The organism is Chitinophaga ginsengisoli, from assembly GCF_003014595.1.
GTDB lineage: Bacteria > Bacteroidota > Bacteroidia > Chitinophagales > Chitinophagaceae > Chitinophaga > Chitinophaga ginsengisoli.
In genome coordinates this window covers 179,748-197,616 of record NZ_PYGK01000008.1, presented here as the reverse complement: position 1 = coordinate 197,616, position 17,869 = coordinate 179,748, and the positions used below count along the sequence as shown (strand labels likewise).

The 17,869-nt window shown below is 45.6% G+C and carries 13 protein-coding genes; 7 read left to right on the top strand and 6 right to left on the bottom strand.

Annotated features, from left to right (window positions below):
- The first annotated feature begins 98 nt into the window (after positions 1–98).
- From CLV42_RS19985 to CLV42_RS19975, 3 genes are all read left to right on the top strand, one after another.
- Entirely contained in the window at positions 99–632 is a 534-nt protein-coding gene (locus CLV42_RS19985; RefSeq protein ID WP_245901699.1) for a hypothetical protein, read from the top strand.
- 134 nt (positions 633–766) lie between these two features.
- Positions 767–1,279, top strand: a complete 513-nt coding sequence (locus CLV42_RS19980) for a RidA family protein (RefSeq protein ID WP_106603824.1) — start codon at positions 767–769, stop codon at positions 1,277–1,279.
- A gap of 121 nt (positions 1,280–1,400) precedes the next feature.
- Entirely contained in the window at positions 1,401–3,584 is a 2,184-nt protein-coding gene (locus CLV42_RS19975; RefSeq protein ID WP_106603706.1) for a beta-1,3-glucanase family protein, read from the top strand.
- Between the two features lie 966 nt (positions 3,585–4,550).
- On the opposite strand, the gene CLV42_RS19970 is transcribed toward CLV42_RS19975, so the two are convergent.
- The 3 genes from CLV42_RS19970 to CLV42_RS19960 all read right to left on the bottom strand — a co-directional run bounded on the left by CLV42_RS19970 (position 4,551) and on the right by CLV42_RS19960 (position 9,758).
- The gene (locus tag CLV42_RS19970) at positions 4,551–7,190 is read right to left on the bottom strand and encodes an alpha-L-arabinofuranosidase C-terminal domain-containing protein (protein ID WP_106603705.1); all 2,640 of its coding nucleotides are present in this window, start codon (positions 7,188–7,190) and stop codon (positions 4,551–4,553) included.
- Between the two features lie 258 nt (positions 7,191–7,448).
- Positions 7,449–8,888: an alpha/beta fold hydrolase gene (locus CLV42_RS19965; RefSeq protein ID WP_106603704.1), complete on the bottom strand. Its 1,440-nt coding sequence runs from the start codon at positions 8,886–8,888 to the stop codon at positions 7,449–7,451.
- Between the two features lie 63 nt (positions 8,889–8,951).
- Positions 8,952–9,758 (bottom strand): AraC family transcriptional regulator, encoded by an 807-nt coding sequence (locus tag CLV42_RS19960; RefSeq protein WP_106603703.1) that lies wholly within the window; start codon positions 9,756–9,758, stop codon positions 8,952–8,954.
- Positions 9,759–9,933: 175 nt separating this feature from the next.
- Between CLV42_RS19960 and CLV42_RS19955 the strand changes: the two genes are divergently transcribed.
- Positions 9,934–10,395: a GNAT family N-acetyltransferase gene (locus CLV42_RS19955; RefSeq protein WP_106603702.1), complete on the top strand. Its 462-nt coding sequence runs from the start codon at positions 9,934–9,936 to the stop codon at positions 10,393–10,395.
- Between the two features lie 5 nt (positions 10,396–10,400).
- Here the strand turns inward: CLV42_RS19955 and CLV42_RS19950 are convergent, their stop codons facing one another.
- The 3 genes from CLV42_RS19950 to CLV42_RS19940 all read right to left on the bottom strand — a co-directional run bounded on the left by CLV42_RS19950 (position 10,401) and on the right by CLV42_RS19940 (position 13,755).
- Positions 10,401–11,594 (bottom strand): winged helix-turn-helix domain-containing protein, encoded by a 1,194-nt coding sequence (locus tag CLV42_RS19950; RefSeq protein ID WP_106603701.1) that lies wholly within the window; start codon positions 11,592–11,594, stop codon positions 10,401–10,403.
- Between the two features lie 64 nt (positions 11,595–11,658).
- Entirely contained in the window at positions 11,659–12,687 is a 1,029-nt protein-coding gene (locus tag CLV42_RS19945; RefSeq protein WP_106603700.1) for an aldo/keto reductase, read from the bottom strand.
- Between the two features lie 96 nt (positions 12,688–12,783).
- Positions 12,784–13,755: a hypothetical protein gene (locus CLV42_RS19940; RefSeq protein WP_106603699.1), complete on the bottom strand. Its 972-nt coding sequence runs from the start codon at positions 13,753–13,755 to the stop codon at positions 12,784–12,786.
- A gap of 310 nt (positions 13,756–14,065) precedes the next feature.
- Between CLV42_RS19940 and CLV42_RS19935 the strand changes: the two genes are divergently transcribed.
- From CLV42_RS19935 to CLV42_RS19925, 3 genes are all read left to right on the top strand, one after another.
- The gene (locus CLV42_RS19935; protein ID WP_106603698.1) at positions 14,066–15,289 is read left to right on the top strand and encodes a M57 family metalloprotease; all 1,224 of its coding nucleotides are present in this window, start codon (positions 14,066–14,068) and stop codon (positions 15,287–15,289) included.
- A gap of 277 nt (positions 15,290–15,566) precedes the next feature.
- Positions 15,567–16,097, top strand: a complete 531-nt coding sequence (locus tag CLV42_RS19930; protein WP_106603697.1) for a DinB family protein — start codon at positions 15,567–15,569, stop codon at positions 16,095–16,097.
- 190 nt (positions 16,098–16,287) lie between these two features.
- A complete protein-coding gene (locus tag CLV42_RS19925) occupies positions 16,288–17,772 on the top strand; it encodes a leucine-rich repeat domain-containing protein (protein ID WP_106603696.1) in 1,485 nt (494 codons plus the stop codon).
- The last annotated feature ends 97 nt before the right edge of the window (positions 17,773–17,869 follow it).

The following is a 17,869-nucleotide window of genomic DNA, read 5'->3' as shown; positions in this document are numbered from 1 at the left end:
AGTTGCTATCAGTAAGTTTTATTGCTAAATGCCGCCACTATTCCAATTATTAATCTTTAAATGTATTCACTATGGCTTATGTAAAACAAAACATAATCATGAGCGGGGTATCTGGATCTATCAGCCAGATGACGCTTCGTGTAAGAAAAGGAAAAACAGTTGTAACTGCAAAATGTGGGCCTGCCACAAAGCCGCCGACGGATCGGCAGGTAGCAGCCCGGGAGAAATTCGCGGATGCGACAGCGTATGCAAAATATGCAATGACTGATGCTGTAACAAAGCTGATGTATGCAGCTGCTGCAAAGAAATGGCAGACTGCGTATAATGTAGCCTTTCAGGATGCAGCCCAGGCACCTGCTATCGTACTTATTAACACGGAAAAGTACACAGGAGAAGAGGGCGATATCATTACGATTGCCGTCAGGGATGTTGTTCGTGTAGCTGCTGTAAAAGTCCGTATCCTTTCTGCGGAAGGTGTTGAACTTGAACAGGGCGACGCTGTGCCGGCTGGAGGTATTTCATACTGGCAGTATACATCTGGTGTTGTCAACCCGGCGGTACGTGGTACGCATATACTGATTACAGCAACAGATCTGCCGGGTAATGTTGATGAAGCGGAAAAGGTACTTTAGGTATATGGAGAAAATATCCATCTTGATGCGTCCAAATGCCATTTTGCCGGTTCCCGCAGAACGTTATTTTTGTGCTGTTCAATAAGGCCCATGATATGAGCCACCTTATATTATCGAAGTTTAAATTAAACCGCATGAAAGTATTGATGTTATTCGTATCGCTGTTAATAAGCTCAGCAGTCTTTGCACAAACACCGGAGGAAAAGCTGGCAACATTAAAGATCACATTACCGGAAGTGCCACCTGCTATTGGCAGTTATGTGGATGTCCGGAGGGTAGGTAACCTGCTCTATTTATCAGGTAAAGGTCCTCGCAATGCCAATGGTGAATACACAACCGGCAAATTGGGACAGGAGCTGAGCGTGCAACAAGGCTATGATGCGGCAAAGCTAACAGCCATGAATCAACTCGCAGTGCTGAAAAAGGAACTGGGCAGCCTGAATAAGGTGAAGCAGATTGTGAAGGTAAATGGCTATGTGAATTGTACTGCCGCCTTTTCAGATCAGCCTAAAGTGATAAATGGCTTTTCTGATCTGTTGATACAGGTGTTTGGTGAGCAGGGCAGGCATGCACGTACTGCATTGGGTACCAATGCGCTGCCTATGAACATGGCCGTAGAGGTAGAGATGATCGTAGAAGTGGAGTAGACACCTGGCTGTTTATGAAGCAATAAGCCGGGTTTTATGAGTACAGTGTTGTGTAGACGGTAACTTACCGGATAAATTAAGTTAATTTTATATCACACTGTTAATATAAAACCCATAATCTATGAAGACCAGATCTTTCTTTTCCCTCGTCGGGACGTTATGTCTACGCATCACCCTCCTGCTGACATTAACATTTGCAACTGCAGACGCAGTGCAGGCTCAGGCCACAGTACCCTTCACATTACAAAACAACTCATCGTATGCCGATGGGAATATCTATGTAGCCGTTGTCGGAATTATCAACGGCAATCATGTATGGATCAATCCGAAAACCAGTGCCGTTAACTTGATGAGCGTGTCCAATAACACAGTACCCGGGCCGGTCATCAACGGTAATCAGGGACCGGGAAACAACGGATTATATGCTAATTGCTTTGCGAAGCTGAGCGAGATCCCTAACAAGATCATCAACATTCCCGGTATTGAAGGATGCCGTATTTTAATCTCCTTCAACTCACAGCTGTATCTCTATTTCTTTGGTGCTTCCGGCGCACCGAGTGGTTATGCAGCTCCCAACCTGGCCAATCCGACAGACCCTAACCAGGGTATCCGGTATGAGACAATCGAACTGACCAATGCCTCCAATGGTCTTTGGGTAAACACCACCCGTGTTGATAGTTATCAGTACCCAATGGGTCTGGAAGCCTGGGGTAATGGCGGCTTCTATCAGAAAGTAGGCGAGGTAATGACACACGCACAGATCCTTGCACAATGGCAGGCTACTGCACCAGCTGAATTTGCGGGTTGCTACGATGCTACGAATGGCATCATTAAGTTCCCGTCAAAAACAACGGCTTTCCAGCCAGGCGGCGCACAAGGGAACTACTTCGGTTCCTACATCGATGCCATCTGGTCTAAGTACAGCAGCGGCAACCTGGTATTCAATGCAGGCGATGCCGGTACCTGGAGCGGCCGCGTGTCAGGAAACGTATTCACCTTTACAAGATCGTCCGATGGACAGGTAGGCACTATCTCCAATAAGCCTACCAACATTGAGGTGATGGAAGGTAGCGGTGTAATGGCTTCCGGCGGACAATTTGATAAGGTGGTACAGGCGCAGATCTGTGCAGCCATCAACCGTCATGCGATTAACCTGAACCTGGCGACCGGCGCCACGCAGGATTTTGGTACTGCATCATCGTATTATCAGACTTCGCCCTACAACTGGTATTGCAAGTTCTGGCACCGCAGCGACATCAGTCTGAATAGCAAGACGTATGCATTCTGTTACGACGATGTATTTAACAATTCATCCACTATCAATGCACCATCACCACAGCGCGTAACTGTTGCTATCGGTGCTTATGCCGGCCAGACACCAACTGGTCCGGTTGTTACTTACAGAGACTGTAATTATACAGGTGCCGCTGTAGCGCTTAATCCGGGTTCGTATACACTCAGCCAGCTGATTGCACTGGGTATTCCGAATGATGCTATTTCTTCTATCAAAGTAGCTGCCGGATATAAAGTGACCCTTTACCAGGATGATAATTTCATTGGTTCAACACTGGTGCTGACCGGCGATGATGAATGCCTGGTGGACAATGGCTGGAATGATGTAGCGTCTTCCCTGAAAGTAGAATCCAATACTACTTCCACTTCAATCGTCATCCAGGCGGAGAGCTATAACTACATGTCAGGCGTCGATGTTGAAACAACAACTGATGCAGGCGGTGGACAAAATGTAGGATGGATCGATGCAAACGACTGGATGTCTTACGCAGTGAATATTCCTGCAACAGGCACTTACCGCGTAAGCTATCGCGTGGCTAGCCCTAATTCCAATATGTCTCTGCGACTGGAAAAAGATGCGGGTGCTACACAACTGGGTTCTGTTGTAATACCTAATACCGGTGGCTGGCAGAACTGGACGGATGTATCACATACTGTATCATTGCCTGCAGGAAGCTACAACATCGGTATTGCTACATCAACCGGTGGATTCAACCTCAATTACCTGACCATCACCAATGTTTCTTCCGCAAGAGTAGCGGTGCAGCAAAAGCTGGCAGTGGAGGAGCCTACAGTTACGCTGTCGCCTAACCCCGTGAAAGATCAGCTCTCCATCCGGGGTAGTGATAAAGTGAGCACACTGCGTGTCTATGATATCAGCGGACGTGAAGTGATGAGGGTGAAAAATCCTGGTAGTACAATTAGTGTTTCATCTCTTCAAGCCGGTGTGCATGTTGTTGTGATAGAGCGTAAGGATGGTAGCCAGAAGCAGGTGAAGATATTGAAGCAGTAGTGTAAATAAGATTTTCTGCATTAAGGAAAATACCCTGTATCTACGTTTAAAAGTGGATACAGGGTATTTTAATTTTGTATTCTTACGCTAAGTAGCTTCGGTTTCAGTATGGGATGGCGGTCGGCGCCTCTCTGGATGTCGATTGAACTTTGTCAAGCGAATAGGGGCTTGGGGATATATTAAGCAGCATCTGTCGTATCACCCGAGAGCCGAAGGCCCGCCATTCCCATCTGAAACCGCTTGCTACTTGCGCTTCCTACTTAATTATAAGAGAAAACATTTTAGAGGTTCATTTCTTATCGCCCGCTTTATTGGATACACACCCTACCCGATGATTGACCCTGACACACGCTATCCCTGAAATTTAATAGGAGGACGAAAATAATACCAATCCTAATACATGCTGTCCCTGAAATTCAATAGGAGGATGAAACAATACCAACCCTAATACACGCTATCCCTGAAATTCAATAGGAGGATGAAAATAATACCAACACCATACACGCTACCCCGAAATTCAATAGAGAAGCGAAAGTAGCAAGCGGTTTCAGATGGGAATGGCGGGCCTTCGGCTCTCGGGTGATACGACCGGTGCTGCCTGATCCATATTCAAAATCCCATTCGCTTGACAAAGCTCAATCGACATCCAGAGAGGCGCCGACCGCCATCCCATACTGAAACCGAAGCTACTTAGCGTAATATTCAGAGAGACATAGACCGCCATCAACATTGAAACCGAAGCTACTTAGCGTAATATTCAGAGAGACATAGACCGCCATCAACATTGAAACCGAAGCTACTTAGCGTAATATTCAGAGAGGCATAGACCACCATCAACATTGAAACCGAAGCTACTTAGCGTAATATTCAGAGAGGCATAGACCACCACCAACATTGAAACCGAAGCTACTTAGCGTGATATTCATAGAGACATCCCCGCAGCTACTTATCGCAAAAAGAAGACAGTTACTTTGTTTTAATCCGTATCACTGTAAATGAATAAGCCGGTAATTCACTACTAAACTTCTCAGCAACCGGATAGCTGGACACAACCGGTCTGGCATCTTTACTATCTGGACTGCCTTGCAACACCGTTTTTACAGCATTACTATCTGCTATACCGATGCCGCTGAGGTCGATGCTGGACTGAACAGCCTTCGGCAGCAGGTTCACCATTTTTATGATAACGGTGTTGGATTTAGTATCCTGTACGGCAGAAACAGCGATTCGTTCTTTTACGTCTTCGCGGTTCATGTCGTTGGAGATGGTGATAGTGCCTGGCAGGTATTTATCGCCTCCGTTGGAACCGTAGAGTTGTTGAACGAAGTAGTTGACTGTAGGTTTTACAGTGGTATTGTTGAAATAGATCAGGTCAGGCGTCCATTGCGTATGCTTGTCTTTGGCCAGGAGAGGGGCATAGGATGCCATGCTGACAATGTCGCCGTTCCGTTCCAGGGCGGTGAGATAGAGCGCTTCTGCCAGGGCGGTTTCGATGTTGCTGGGCCTTCCGGGAAGGTGGGCAGCGTATTCACCGAGGTATACCTTTGATTTGGAGCGGTCGTATTTATCGTAGAAGTCCTGATTGTGAATGAACCAGCCTGGTGATACGTAATAGTGTTCGTCGATCATGGGGACTTTCAGTTTATTGGCGATATCCCAGCCTTCTACGTAGTCGGTACCTTCAAAGAAAGGGCCTGCGGTACCTATGACGGTGATTTCCGGATGTTGCTTTTTAACGGCGTTGAAGAGCAGGGTGAAGCGTTCTTCGAAGATGTCGGTGATCAGGTCTTCATTGCCGATGCCGATATATTTCAGGTGGAAAGGTTCCGGGTGACCGGCTTCAGCGCGTTTCTTACCCCAGGTAGTGTGAATGTCGCCGTTGGCGTATTCTATGAGGTCGAGGATGTCCTGTACATATTCGTCCATTTCAGATATAGGGATACCGCCTTGTTGACCAGCGCCTTTGACAGTGGGACCGGAGTTCTGGCAGGGAACGCCTGCGGCGACAACCGGTACCGGTATGGCGCCAATGTCTTCACAGAAGCGGAAGTATTCGAAGTACCCAAGGCCGGCGGATTGGTGATAGCCCCAGAGATTGCGTTGTGGTTTGCGTGCTTCGAGTGGACCGATGGTGTTTTTCCAGCGGTAGATGTTATCAAGTCCGTCGCCATGAGATACGCAGCCACCGGGGAAGCGTACGAAGCGGGGATGTATGTCGGCGATTACCTGCGCGAGGTCTGCACGTAAGCCGTTCTTTCTGCCTTTGAATGTTTCCTGCGGAAAGAGGGAGATCATGTCAAGGGCAAGGCGACCTGCGGTAAGTGGTTGCAGTTCGAGTGTGGCGCTGTCTGCATCTGCAGTGGCGGTCAATACTGCCTGGGTTTTCTTCCAGGAATTGCCGGACACGGTGATAGTGGTTTGCGCCAGTACGTTGGGCGAGTTGGGACTCACGAGACGTACCAGTAGTTTCCCGCTTTTTCCGTCTGGCTGTCTGGTAAAGAGAGAAAGGTCATATTTCTTACCTTTCCTTACCGGAATGCCGTCGTAACCGCTGTTTACGAGTGCAGCGCCGGGTGTTTTTGTGTCGAGGATGGCGTAGTGTGAATTGTTGGGATGAACAGGCGAGGCCGCATCGATGGTAAAGGTGCTGTTGTCGCCGTGTAAGGTCCAGGAATGATAGCTGTTCCAGTTTGGATCGTGTCCTTCCTTGTCGCTTAATGCGTATTCAAAGTCGCGGTTCTGTATTAATTCGGCGTAGAGTCCTCCATCTGCGGCATAGTTAATGTCTTCAAAGAAGATACCGAGGAGAAGGTCGCTGATGGGTTTTGCTTTTTCAGGATGCAGGGTGACGCTTGCCTGCAATGGTTGCTGCAGCATGGAGAAACGCTCCTTGTCTTTAATGGAGGATTCCGCCTGCTGCTGCCAGTTGTATTGTGCCAGTTCACATGTTTTGATGAGCCGGTCCACTACTTCCCAGGGTACGCGGTGTACCTGTCCGGTGACTGCTCCCTCAGGGAGGGGGATCGTTACGCTGCCATCGGCGTAATGGGTGGTAGTGATGGCTGTGGCGGGACTGTATGTTTTAAAGTCGGCCGTGGTAGTTTGGAATTGTTTTCCGTTTGTATCGGTATAGGTGATGGTGTAGCTGCGTTTTGCGGCATTATAGCGTACGGCCGGTTGCAGAAAGTTACTGCCTCCGGTGATGTATGGGTAGCTTTGCCTTTTCCAGTTCACCAGGTCTGTAGATGCTGCATGAGCAAAAAGGCGGTCCCGGTCATTCAGGCTCCATATGCAATGCCATATACCATCGGGGCCTTGTATGAGCCAGGGGCTGAGCATGCGTTTGTCTGATCCCCAACGACCATAGTCGCTTTTCAGGAAGGTGAAACCGTTCCCGATCACATGCCATTGTTGTTTGTCCTCGCTCCAGGCAAACTGTAGTCCGCCGCGGTCGTTGTTCTTGTCTGAACTATAGGAAAAGAGGTAGGCGGAGTCCGGGGCATGGGAGGCATGGGTAGTATTAGTATTGTTGGCATAGGCCGCCGCAGCCGCCGGTTGCGCTGCCAGATATCCTGATATTAATAGAAATGACCAGTGCTTTATCATAGTGGAATTAATTATTAGTGATGTTATCCCTGATATCGTTCCCTAAAATAATAATAAAAGTGTGAAACTGACATTTAAAAATATTGGAATGGCTTGCGATTAATAGATTGCATATGTGTATGGCCTCCATTCGGAGTGAAAAATAGCCACTTCTTTCATGAGTAGTTGCCCCTGTTTCCTGGTGTAGGGATGGAAGATATTTACTAAAAATGGGACTGGCCGCACCGGCAGTCCCATTCTCTTTATCTGGCGGGCGCTTTAATAAACAATGATGTCTTTCTTATCAGACACCAACCTTTCATACGGATGGTCAAGAAAGTGTACCATGAAAGGTTGTAATTCTCTTCCTCCCACACCATGAGACCGATGTGTAAAGAGTAAACGCTGACTATTGGGCATATAGTGATGGATCCTATCGATATACAATGGTCTGCAGGCGTTGTCCATTTCGCCGTCAACTAGTAATGCCGGTTTAGGAGAGTAGAATGGCTGTTTGGTCGTGGGATTGATAGGCGTATAAGCCCAGCAATCACACATGGCGTTGTAGACATCATTGATATGATACCCTTCCATATAAGGATAGGCATTATATAGCTGCTTTAGTACATTCTTATCGTGATATGCAGCCTGGTCTGCACAGTATACAGAGATCCGCATACCGGAGGGGCCGCGGCGACCACTGAATATTCCGTCCAGCAATTGTGTTACATATTCACGATGGTTGCCTTTGATCAGTTCTTTGATAACATAAGGTGTTTCTGAAGGATTAGAAAAATGATTCTGGATGATTTCGAAGAGGTCATTCCGGGTATACTGTACACGGATAGAGTCTGTGGTGCCTTTTTCCAGGTAAGAAATGTAAAAGGGAGTACGCCCTATGGCCGTGAAGTATTGGATGAACTCGGATTTAAGGTTACCATATAGCGCTTTATCGGTGGAATCTTTTGCGCAGTGCTCAAATAAGATGTTCAGTGCTTCATTGAAGTTGGCCGGTTCATCTTCGTCGATGGGAACAAATGTTGGCAATGGAGAATCGAGTATGAGTGTTCTGATACGGGAAGGATCGCGCTGTAAAACGGCTTGCATGAGACCTCCGCTATAAGAGATGCCCATCAGGTTGACGGAGTCGATGTGCAGGGCAGACAGGAGATCATGGATATCGGACACGGTCTCGTCTGTATTATAACCTGAAAGATCGATACCTCGTGCTTCCAGTCCTTTCCGGAGCTGTTTCACACCTTCGATGACCATGCTGTCCTTATTGAGGTTCTTCTTATAGGACTCTTTGATGGCTGCGCCCAGTTCAGGTCCATCGAGGCCGGGAATGGAATAACCGGCGCCCCGCTGTTCGAAGGCAATGCAGTCTCTGTCCTTTATCACCATGCTTGCCGCAGCTCCTCTGGCCCATCCGATGGAGCCGGAACCAGGTCCTCCGCTGGTGAAAAGCACCGGGTCTTTCTTTTTATTGGGATTCTTGCTTTCAACAACGATAAAAGGCAGTTTAATGGTCTTACCGTTGTTCTTTTTCCTGTTCTCAGGCACTATGAGGTTGGCACAGCGGGTTTTAAAACTGCTGTCTACTTTAACAGGACATGCACATGGCTCTATAACTGGCTGATAGGTATGTTTCTCCTGCGAACGGGCGATAGCAGGCAGGAAAACGACAGTGGCGAAAGTTAATAAAATCGTTTTCTTCATGAATGGCTTTTTGTCAAAAATAGAATGGCAGGAATAACTAATCCAGGTAAAAAACGGACATTTTTACTGCTGTGCTGCCAGGCCCTGACCCGTGAAACGGATCACTTCCTTATAGAAATGACTCATGTCATGATAGCCGTGGTGGCAAGGAGAGAAAGTCTCCTTAGCGCTTACATAAGCCGTTAAAGCGGCTCTTGCCCGCAGGATGGAGAAGTACTTTTTAGGAGGAACGCCAACGATGTTATTAAAGTAGCGGTTGATGGTTTTGGAGGTGATAAACAACTTCTCTGCTATCTCGCTGGTATTATATTGCATCCGGTTTGCCACATACAGGTCAATGCTGTCCTTTACGAGGTGTATATAGTGGTCTTTCTTTTGTTGTCTGGAAAGCTGTAACAAAAAGAAGTCCTGCAATAGTACCATTCTTTCTCCGAAGGATCCGGCAGTTTTCACCTGGTGAATAAGCATAGCTGGCAGGATATCCTTTAACGGGACTATTCTGTTGATGAACTGTGCCTGGTTAATGCCCAGTACGGCTTCCAGTCCGCCGGGGAAAAACTTTACCGTAAAGATATAGTCCGCCGGCAGGTTGTGACGCTCTGTGATCGAGTCCCTTAAAATAAGCACGTCGTCAGCAGCGCTGACATGATAACTGTTCCAGGCTGTTATAAGGCGATAAGGAGCGCCCAGGTTAATCCAGATAGTAGGTGTCCAGCTTGGGAACATTTTGACGGTAAAAGGGCTGTTATTGGCGTGTAATGCAGTTTCTTCGAAAGAGGACTCTGAAATGAATTCGATATACTCCTCCAGTTCCCGCCAGGGAGCGCTGAAGTTGTAAAGCTGTCTAATATTGTCGAAGATTTCTACCATACAGGGACTAAGTTACGCAATTAATCCGGCCATATTGAACGGCGTTACAGGAAGAAAAATAACAGCCAGGCAATCCCCGGATTTTAATAGCTTTGGTAATGTCATTCATGCTGACATGAATGGGTAGATGTTTTATTAACCGCGAACTAAATTCGTTTCTGAAGCCTGCATTGATATGGATGTTATAACAAGAAGAGCCACATTGAATGATCTGCCTGTACTCGATGGTTTCCTGCAGCAATTGGTGAATGCAGAAAGACCTTTTGATGAAACCATCAAGGAGGGAATAGTTATCTACTACGACCTTAAAGCCCTGATAGAAAGCGATGATGCTGAATTGCTGGTATTGGAGAAGGATGGCGCGCTGGTAGGATGTGGTTATGCGCATATCCGAAAAGCAAAGTCATACTTAACGTACGAGGAATATGCTCATCTTGGCTTTATGTATGTGATGCCGGAATATAGAGGTATGGGACTAAACCAGCAGTTAATTGCAGCACTCAAGCAATGGGTATTGTCGAAGGGCGTTAGAGAGGTTCGCCTGGAGGTGTATGAAGAGAATATAGGAGCAGTAAAAGCCTATGAGAAAGCAGGTTTCAAAAAGCTGCTTTCAACGATGCGGTGCGAAATAGGATAGGAGAATCAGAGGCCATCCTTTATGGCTTTGATATACTTTTTATTGTTCGATTTTTTGATCGTGATCTCCCTGCACTGGTTGAATCGTGCGAATGCTTTAATGGCATCGGTAAGCTTTTCCAGCATTGCTTCGTTTAGTTCCACCTGTTCGAAGTGAAGATTATGAATGAGCAAGGTCTTTTGTTTCCGCTCAGCTTTTGAGTCCATCCGGGCTACGAATGTATCTCCGATTAGTATAGGTAATGAAAAGTATCCGTACTTCCGTTTAGGTTCAGGTACAAAACATTCGATCTGGTAGTCGAAGTTAAAGAAATCCCTCAGGCGATGCCTGAAAACGTTCAGTACATCAAATGGTGAAAGAATGAAAGCCTCACCGGACAGCTGGATCTTTTTGTTTTTGTAGCCGGATAACATGTAAAGGGGCGCGCTTTTAAGTCCTTCGATTGCCACCTGGATAATTTCACCTTCAGCCACGAGCTTTTGCAGTTCCTGTTTTACCAGGTTATCCTTGACCCGGCGGGCGCGCCAGGCTATTTCCTTTACATACGCGATACCCAGTGCCTGCAATGTACGCCGGATGATATGCCTGGCAAATTCCTCTTGTGTTGGCATTGTGGTATCAATGTCTGAGGGGATGATGTTGATGGGGAGGTCATATAGTTTGTGGAAATCCTTATTTCGTGTACACATCAGTCTTCCGTCCATGTACAGTCGTTCCAGCGCAATCTTGGATGGCCGCCAATCCCACCAGCCGGAACTGGCTTCCTGCCGGTCATTATCAAAGTCCTTTACCGTTTGTGGGCCATCGCGCTCAATTCTGTCCAGTATCTTTTTCATGAGACTGCCTTCGGCCTGTGTGAGCGGCTTTCCATTCACTGAAAAGCTTTCCTTTACAGGTAAGGAAAAGCGAAAGTCATGCATAGGCATATAGCCTGCATCAGAAATGAAGAATTCAAAGATCCTTCCATCTTCCTGCAGATCATTCAACCATTCCTGCTTGTAATCGGGTATACGCGATGCGAAGGTATGGTGATGGGCACGCTCCACGACGTAGTTTGTGTCGATCTGGACAAAGCCAAGGTGATCGATCACCTGATAGACGGCTTCGGGTCCCTTTCCAAATTGTGCCCTTTTAGCGAGGCCTGCTGCGTGGAGAATGATTTTCCTGGCTTGAGATGGCGTAAGGATATGTTGATTCATAGATGTGAAGTAAATAAAAAAGGACACGAAAATCAAAAGAAAAAAGCAGGCACGAGGCCTGCTTTTATTTTGTTCCCAGTATTTCCTTATGTTTCGGATCGGCCAGATTTTGCACAAACCAATGGGGGTATGAGATACCTGGTTGTGTCAGATCGTCCAGTGTTTTAATTTCGGTGTCGTTTAGTTCCATCTCCACGGCTTTCAGGTTATTTTCCAGCTGATGGAGCTTGCTGGCACCAACGAGGATGCTGGACACCACCGGTTTGCTTAGCAGCCATGACAGCGCTACCTGTGCAGGAGAAGCATTGTGTGTGGCTGCGATTTCCTTCAGTACGTCCACTACATCGTACCCTTTTTCCTTGTCGAAGGGCAGGATGTCAAATCCTGACAACCGGTTATCCTGATCTTTCGCGCCTTCGCGTGTATACTTACCGCTGAGGAAACCTCCTGCCAGGGGGCTCCAGATGGTCATTCCGATACCTGCGTGCTGCATGAAAGGAACGATATCATATTCTACATCCCGGCCTAGCAGAGAATAATACATCTGTCCATTACAGAAGGTAGCCCAGCCACGTTCTTTTTGCATCTGGTATGCGATAGCCGCTTTCCATACCGTCCAGTTGGAAAAGCCTATATAACGGACCTTGCCGGCACGTACCAGCATATCCAATGTTTCCAGTGTTTCTTCCAGTGGGGTATATGGGTCTTCCTTATGCACGATATACAGGTCTATGTAATCTGTGTTCAGTCTTTTGAGACTTTGTTCGCAGGAATAAAGGATATGCCGTCTTGAAAGTCCTGCCTGTGTAACCGGTTCGCCTGTTCTGAAGCCCACTTTTGTAGCGATCACTACATCCTGGCGACGTTTGGCGAGTGCTTTTCCTAACATGACTTCCGACTGACCAGCGGAATAACCATCCGCAGTATCGAAAAAATTAATGCCTGCATCGAGGGCTTTGTCGACCATTGTCTGTGCGTCTTCCTGGGTTACTTTATACACTGCGGTAATGGAGGGGTCGTTACCAAAGGTCATAGCGCCAAAAGAAAGCCTGGAAACTACCAGGCCGGTGTTGCCGAGTTTACTGTACTTCATAAATGATTTTTATAATGGCTAATAGATGTGAACAGGTTACAATCCTTTTCTGTTTCAAAGAAAAGTAAAGCTAATAGAATCCAATGTACAATCCAACTATACCTTTTTTATATCCAGCAGGGTGCCTTTATTACCATTCTTCTTTTCAAGGTGCTCGATCATTACTGTATCCCCGGGATAAAATGTAGCGATCTGATGTTGCTCCAGTGTTCCGTTTCCGAGCCTGTACCAGGTGTGCTTGGACATGGTTTTGCCAGACCTGGCCATTGCTTCGATCTTCTCGGTGATGGTAGTTGTAATACAGATTTTGTTGGTTCCCTTCATAATATTTATGAGCCGCGGTAATGATGTACTGGCAACGATGATAACAAGAAGTAACAGCATCAGCCCAAGAATGAACCAGACCTCTGTTCTGAATCCGGCGATCATCGCTATTATAAATCCTACAACCGCAAATACTATGAGGATAACTTTCACCTCTGCATTAAAGTTGTCAAGTTGTCGTTGTTTGTCGCTTTCTTCCAATGGCGGGACAGATGTTTTGTATGCGGATTGATTGTAGTGGCACTGCAACAGTAGTTCAATACCGGGTTCTATGGGTACCAGGTGCAATGCTATTTCTCTGTTGAGCAATGCAGTCGCTGAGACAAGCGGTCTTTTATATTCTGTTTTCGCAAGGTATACCGGTAAGGGGACATATACCGGGAAAGAAGCGCCTCCGACCGTATAGCGCAGGTTTTTTTTGTCTATTGTCTCTAATTGCTGCAACCTTCCGGTAACAATCCTTTTGGCCTGTATCTGGGCAAATTGTGCTTTTGTTTTACGGTGTATGCGAAAGCCTCTGTATAATAGGAATACTCCTAAACAGAGTAGTATCAGGAAAAAAGGTAGTAATACCTCTACGCCGGGGAAATAACCGTCGGACATCATAAGACCGGCAAGGCCACAGGAAAGAAGGGTCAGAACAATGCCAACACCAATGCCTATATAGCCCTCGACGTTAGCGGCTCTGCGGAGGGACTTTAGCAGTTGCTGATCCTCCGCAGATAATTGAACTTGTGTATACATGAATGTAAAAATAATACAGATAAGGACTTGTATCCAAATTTGTCCAATGCAGCTATCCGTTATTTTTCTACAAAAAAATACTTACATTCATTCTGCAAATGCGAACTAAAATAAAAATAACCAGCTTGTTGGTCCTATAATTCGTGAACCCTGATTCTCAAACTGTTTAACAATATGAATATTCATTAAGAGCATCCTGACGTGTTTTTAGGGATGCGGTCTCTTTATTATTCACTATAGGAGCCCTGTTAAGTATGTTTTCCCAAGTATAGTTTCACATTTATCGTTAACCATTTAAATCTATCACGAAATGAAAAAAACTGTTTTTTTCTTTCGCTACCTTGTCGTACTGTCGGTAGCATCATCTCTGTTATTTTCCTGTAAGAAAACTGATATCGCGCCTGAGCAGCCTGGTATCCATGAAAGCAATCCTGTTTTGAGTTACATTAAAAAGTTAGGGTACCGCGACAGTGAAATTAAAGATATCGGCGACGAATATCTTGTTGATGGCGATATCCTGTTTGCCAAGAAAAGCGAACCCGATGCTTCACTGCTGGATGGACCCAAAACCGAGCAATATGGAACGTCGAATTACGTGGGTTATAGTGTACAACCCAATATCTTCATTTATGTTGATGCATCGATGAATGCTTATCTGAATGAAATTAACGGCGCTATTGCTATGTGGAATAATGTGATCAATTGCAGGGTTAAATTTGGTATCACCACCCTCTCTGGCATCGCGCATATCCGCATTACCAATGCCAATCTGGGATCAGGTGTTTGCGGTGCCGCTTACTTCCCTATCAACGGGCAGCCTGGGGGACTGATAAGGATCAATATTAACCAGATTGCAGGTAATTCTTTTGCCCAGCGCCAACGTACCATTGCGCATGAAATGGGTCACTGTATCGGATTCAGACATACCAACTGGCAGTCTGGCGAACCACAATCCGGTGTGGCAAGCGACAATGGTGCTTATTTCGATGCCATGCATATACTGGGTACGCCTACCGGCGGGGATCCTAACTCTATCATGAATGGAGGGCAATGCGGTAGTGGTGCTACCACGCTTTCTAATTTTGATATACTGACTGTACAGTTCCTATATCCCGCCAATCCTCCAGTAGCAGGAACAGTGCCTGTATTCCGCTATTATGCCCGGTCTACATGGCAGGATCACTTCTATACCACCAGTCTCAATGAGCTGGGCAATGGTACGAACAGTGACTATATTTTTGAAGGCATTGGCTTCTTTGCATTTCAAAACCAGGTGGCTAATTCAGTACCAATTTATCGTTGGTATCTGCCTCAATCCGGCGATCATTTCTATACTGCCAATCCAAATGAAATTGCGCCGGGTAACCTTGAAGGAATAGCTTTCTATGCTTATCCATCGGCTATTAATGGTGCAGTACCGGTTCACAGGTATTACAATGGATCATTTGATGATCATTTATACACGAAGAATCAGAATGAGCTTTCATTTATACCGGGCTATACCTATGAAGGTATTGGCTGGTATGCGTATTAGTTGAAGTACGTTGCGATGGGAAACCGCAGCGATAAATACTCAGTAGTTTATTTAAATAGGCCGCCAGGTGCGGCCTATTTGATTTTCATTGGACCGGTCTGACTGTTGACAAATGGCAGGATCATTTCTTACTGGATTATTGGTATGCATACAATACGGTGCGTTGATTGCTTTAACGAGTATTACGCTTGATAAGCGTTTGTGTACTGCGCTGAGTACTTGAGATATATGTAAATTAAATTTACCTACATTTGATACCGTACCATTATTTATTCCCATGAAAAGAACTGAATGGTTCAAAAGAACATTTCCGGTAATCGAAGACAACGGATTGTTGCCTTCCATCATAGAACGTCTCAGTGGGACGCCGGCACGTGTAGAAGAGATAATTGGTCAGCTGGATCCGGACCTGTTAACGATCAAGCCTGATGGCAAATGGAGCATTAAAGAAGAGATTGGACATCTTGGTGACATTGAACCACTGTGGGCTGGCAGGATAGATGATTTTATAAACGGGTTGACAGACCTGAGACCTGCAGACCTGACGAACCAGGCTACGCATGATGCTGATCATAACGACACAAAAATAGTGACCCTGCTGCAACGGTTCAGAGAGCAGCGGCAGGCCCTGGTGAATAAGCTGCTTACATTGACAGATGAACAGCTGGAAAGAAAGGCCCTGCACCCAAGACTGAAAACGCCGATGCGGGTCGTTGACCTGGCGTATTTTACTGCGGAGCATGATGATCATCATCTGGCCTGCGTGAGGGCAATTATAAGGGAATATTCCGGTGAGTACCAGGACTAAACACTCCCCAATCAGATCCTATTTCATGAAGTAATACCTTGAATGTCCTGTTAGTAGCCGCAGTGTCAGATAAAACAATAGCGGACTTGTAATATTATTACAGAAAAATTATATTTGAGCAACGGAATAACCTTCATATTCATCCGGCTGTAATTTTAAGAGACGCTATACCACTACAAACAGGGCCAACATGGGTTTTAACATATCAGGGATTGCTATTAACAAGACTTTTAAGAACAATTTAAACGAGCTCCAGCAACAGCTGGGAATAACATTAGGTTTTACAGAGGAAATCAATTTTGAAAGTGCTTCAGAAAACTGGAAGAAAGAAGGGATTTGTGATATTTATTTTGGTGAGCAAGGCACCTTGCTTTTTTTAAATATGGATCTGTGTTCGGATCCCTGGAGCATTGAAAATGGTAATACCCTGACGTTCGCGTTGTCAGAGACATCTATGGCATTTAATGTAAACTATTGTGAGGGGCGTGAACTACGACGATCGTTTATGGAATTGAATGGAGACAGGATGCATGACGCAGGGGAGAAATTATCTGTTGAAGAAAATACTGAAGACGTTTCCACAATAGTCTGGGAACAACTCAAGATAGTGTTGGGACAAACATACTGGAGTATAGGTCTGGAAGAAACGGCCTACAGATATAAGGTGCTTTCAATAGACCGGAAATCCGTGGTGAATAATATAGCAGAGAAGAAAAGTGAAGAACATCACCGGAACGGTACTGTCAAGATTGATTTACAACCTGGTGTCAGCATCAGATCCATTAATAATGATCCGGATGAGTTGTCTGCCGCCGGGAGGATATTTGATATGTTGATAAGTGAAGATGATTCGTCTGTACTGGCGACGGTTAATAACCTGACCGAAAAGGATATCAATAACTTTGTACTGGCATACATACTGAATCTGACCTATTTTCACCGGGACGCTAAGGTAAGAAAGGCTGCCAGAAAGCAATTTGAGAAATATGCACCTGCAGATTTATTAGCGCAGTTAAATGAGCATTGGAAAGACAAATACCTGAAGAGCCAGGACTATTTTCATAAGACTTTATATGAGCATCCTGCCATTGATCCGGCAGAATACATCGTATTTTCCCAGGTTATAAGAAGGAATTATTTCCTGGTAAAACCCAAACCAGGAATGATCGCTTATCTTTCTATACCATATGGGGATGAAATTGAGAATATATATAGTGACGGTCAGGTTGAAACTGAAAGGGTTTCCGATAAAATAAGTAAGCTGAAACATATTACAGTCGCCATGTTTAGTCAACAGTCTAAACTTGACATCAGCGACACCATTGAAAAGCTTTCCCAACTGCCGAACCTGCAGTATTTGCAAATTGCAAGATCGCAATTAAAGGAATTGCCGGCATCGATAGCGCAATTGGGCCGGTTGAAAACGTTGGTGATTGATCATAATCCCATATCTGAAATTCCTAAGGATGTTATTTTTCCGAATGTAGAGAAGCTCAATATTACACGTACCAATATCAGTACAATTGACATTCATCAATTCCCGGCTCTAAAAGAATTGGTAGTTGATGGCAGGAAGGAATTCGAGGCCTTGACGTTTCAAAATATAAGTCATGATTTTCTGGTGACGAATGGAAGTGCCAGATTATTTAGTACAACGGTTCGAAAACCAGTCTAAAACTTCATTTTTCTATTCACTTAAATTATGGCATTAAATAGATAAAAATGGCTGCATCAAAACATCTGATGCAGCCATTTTTATGTTATCGCTAATA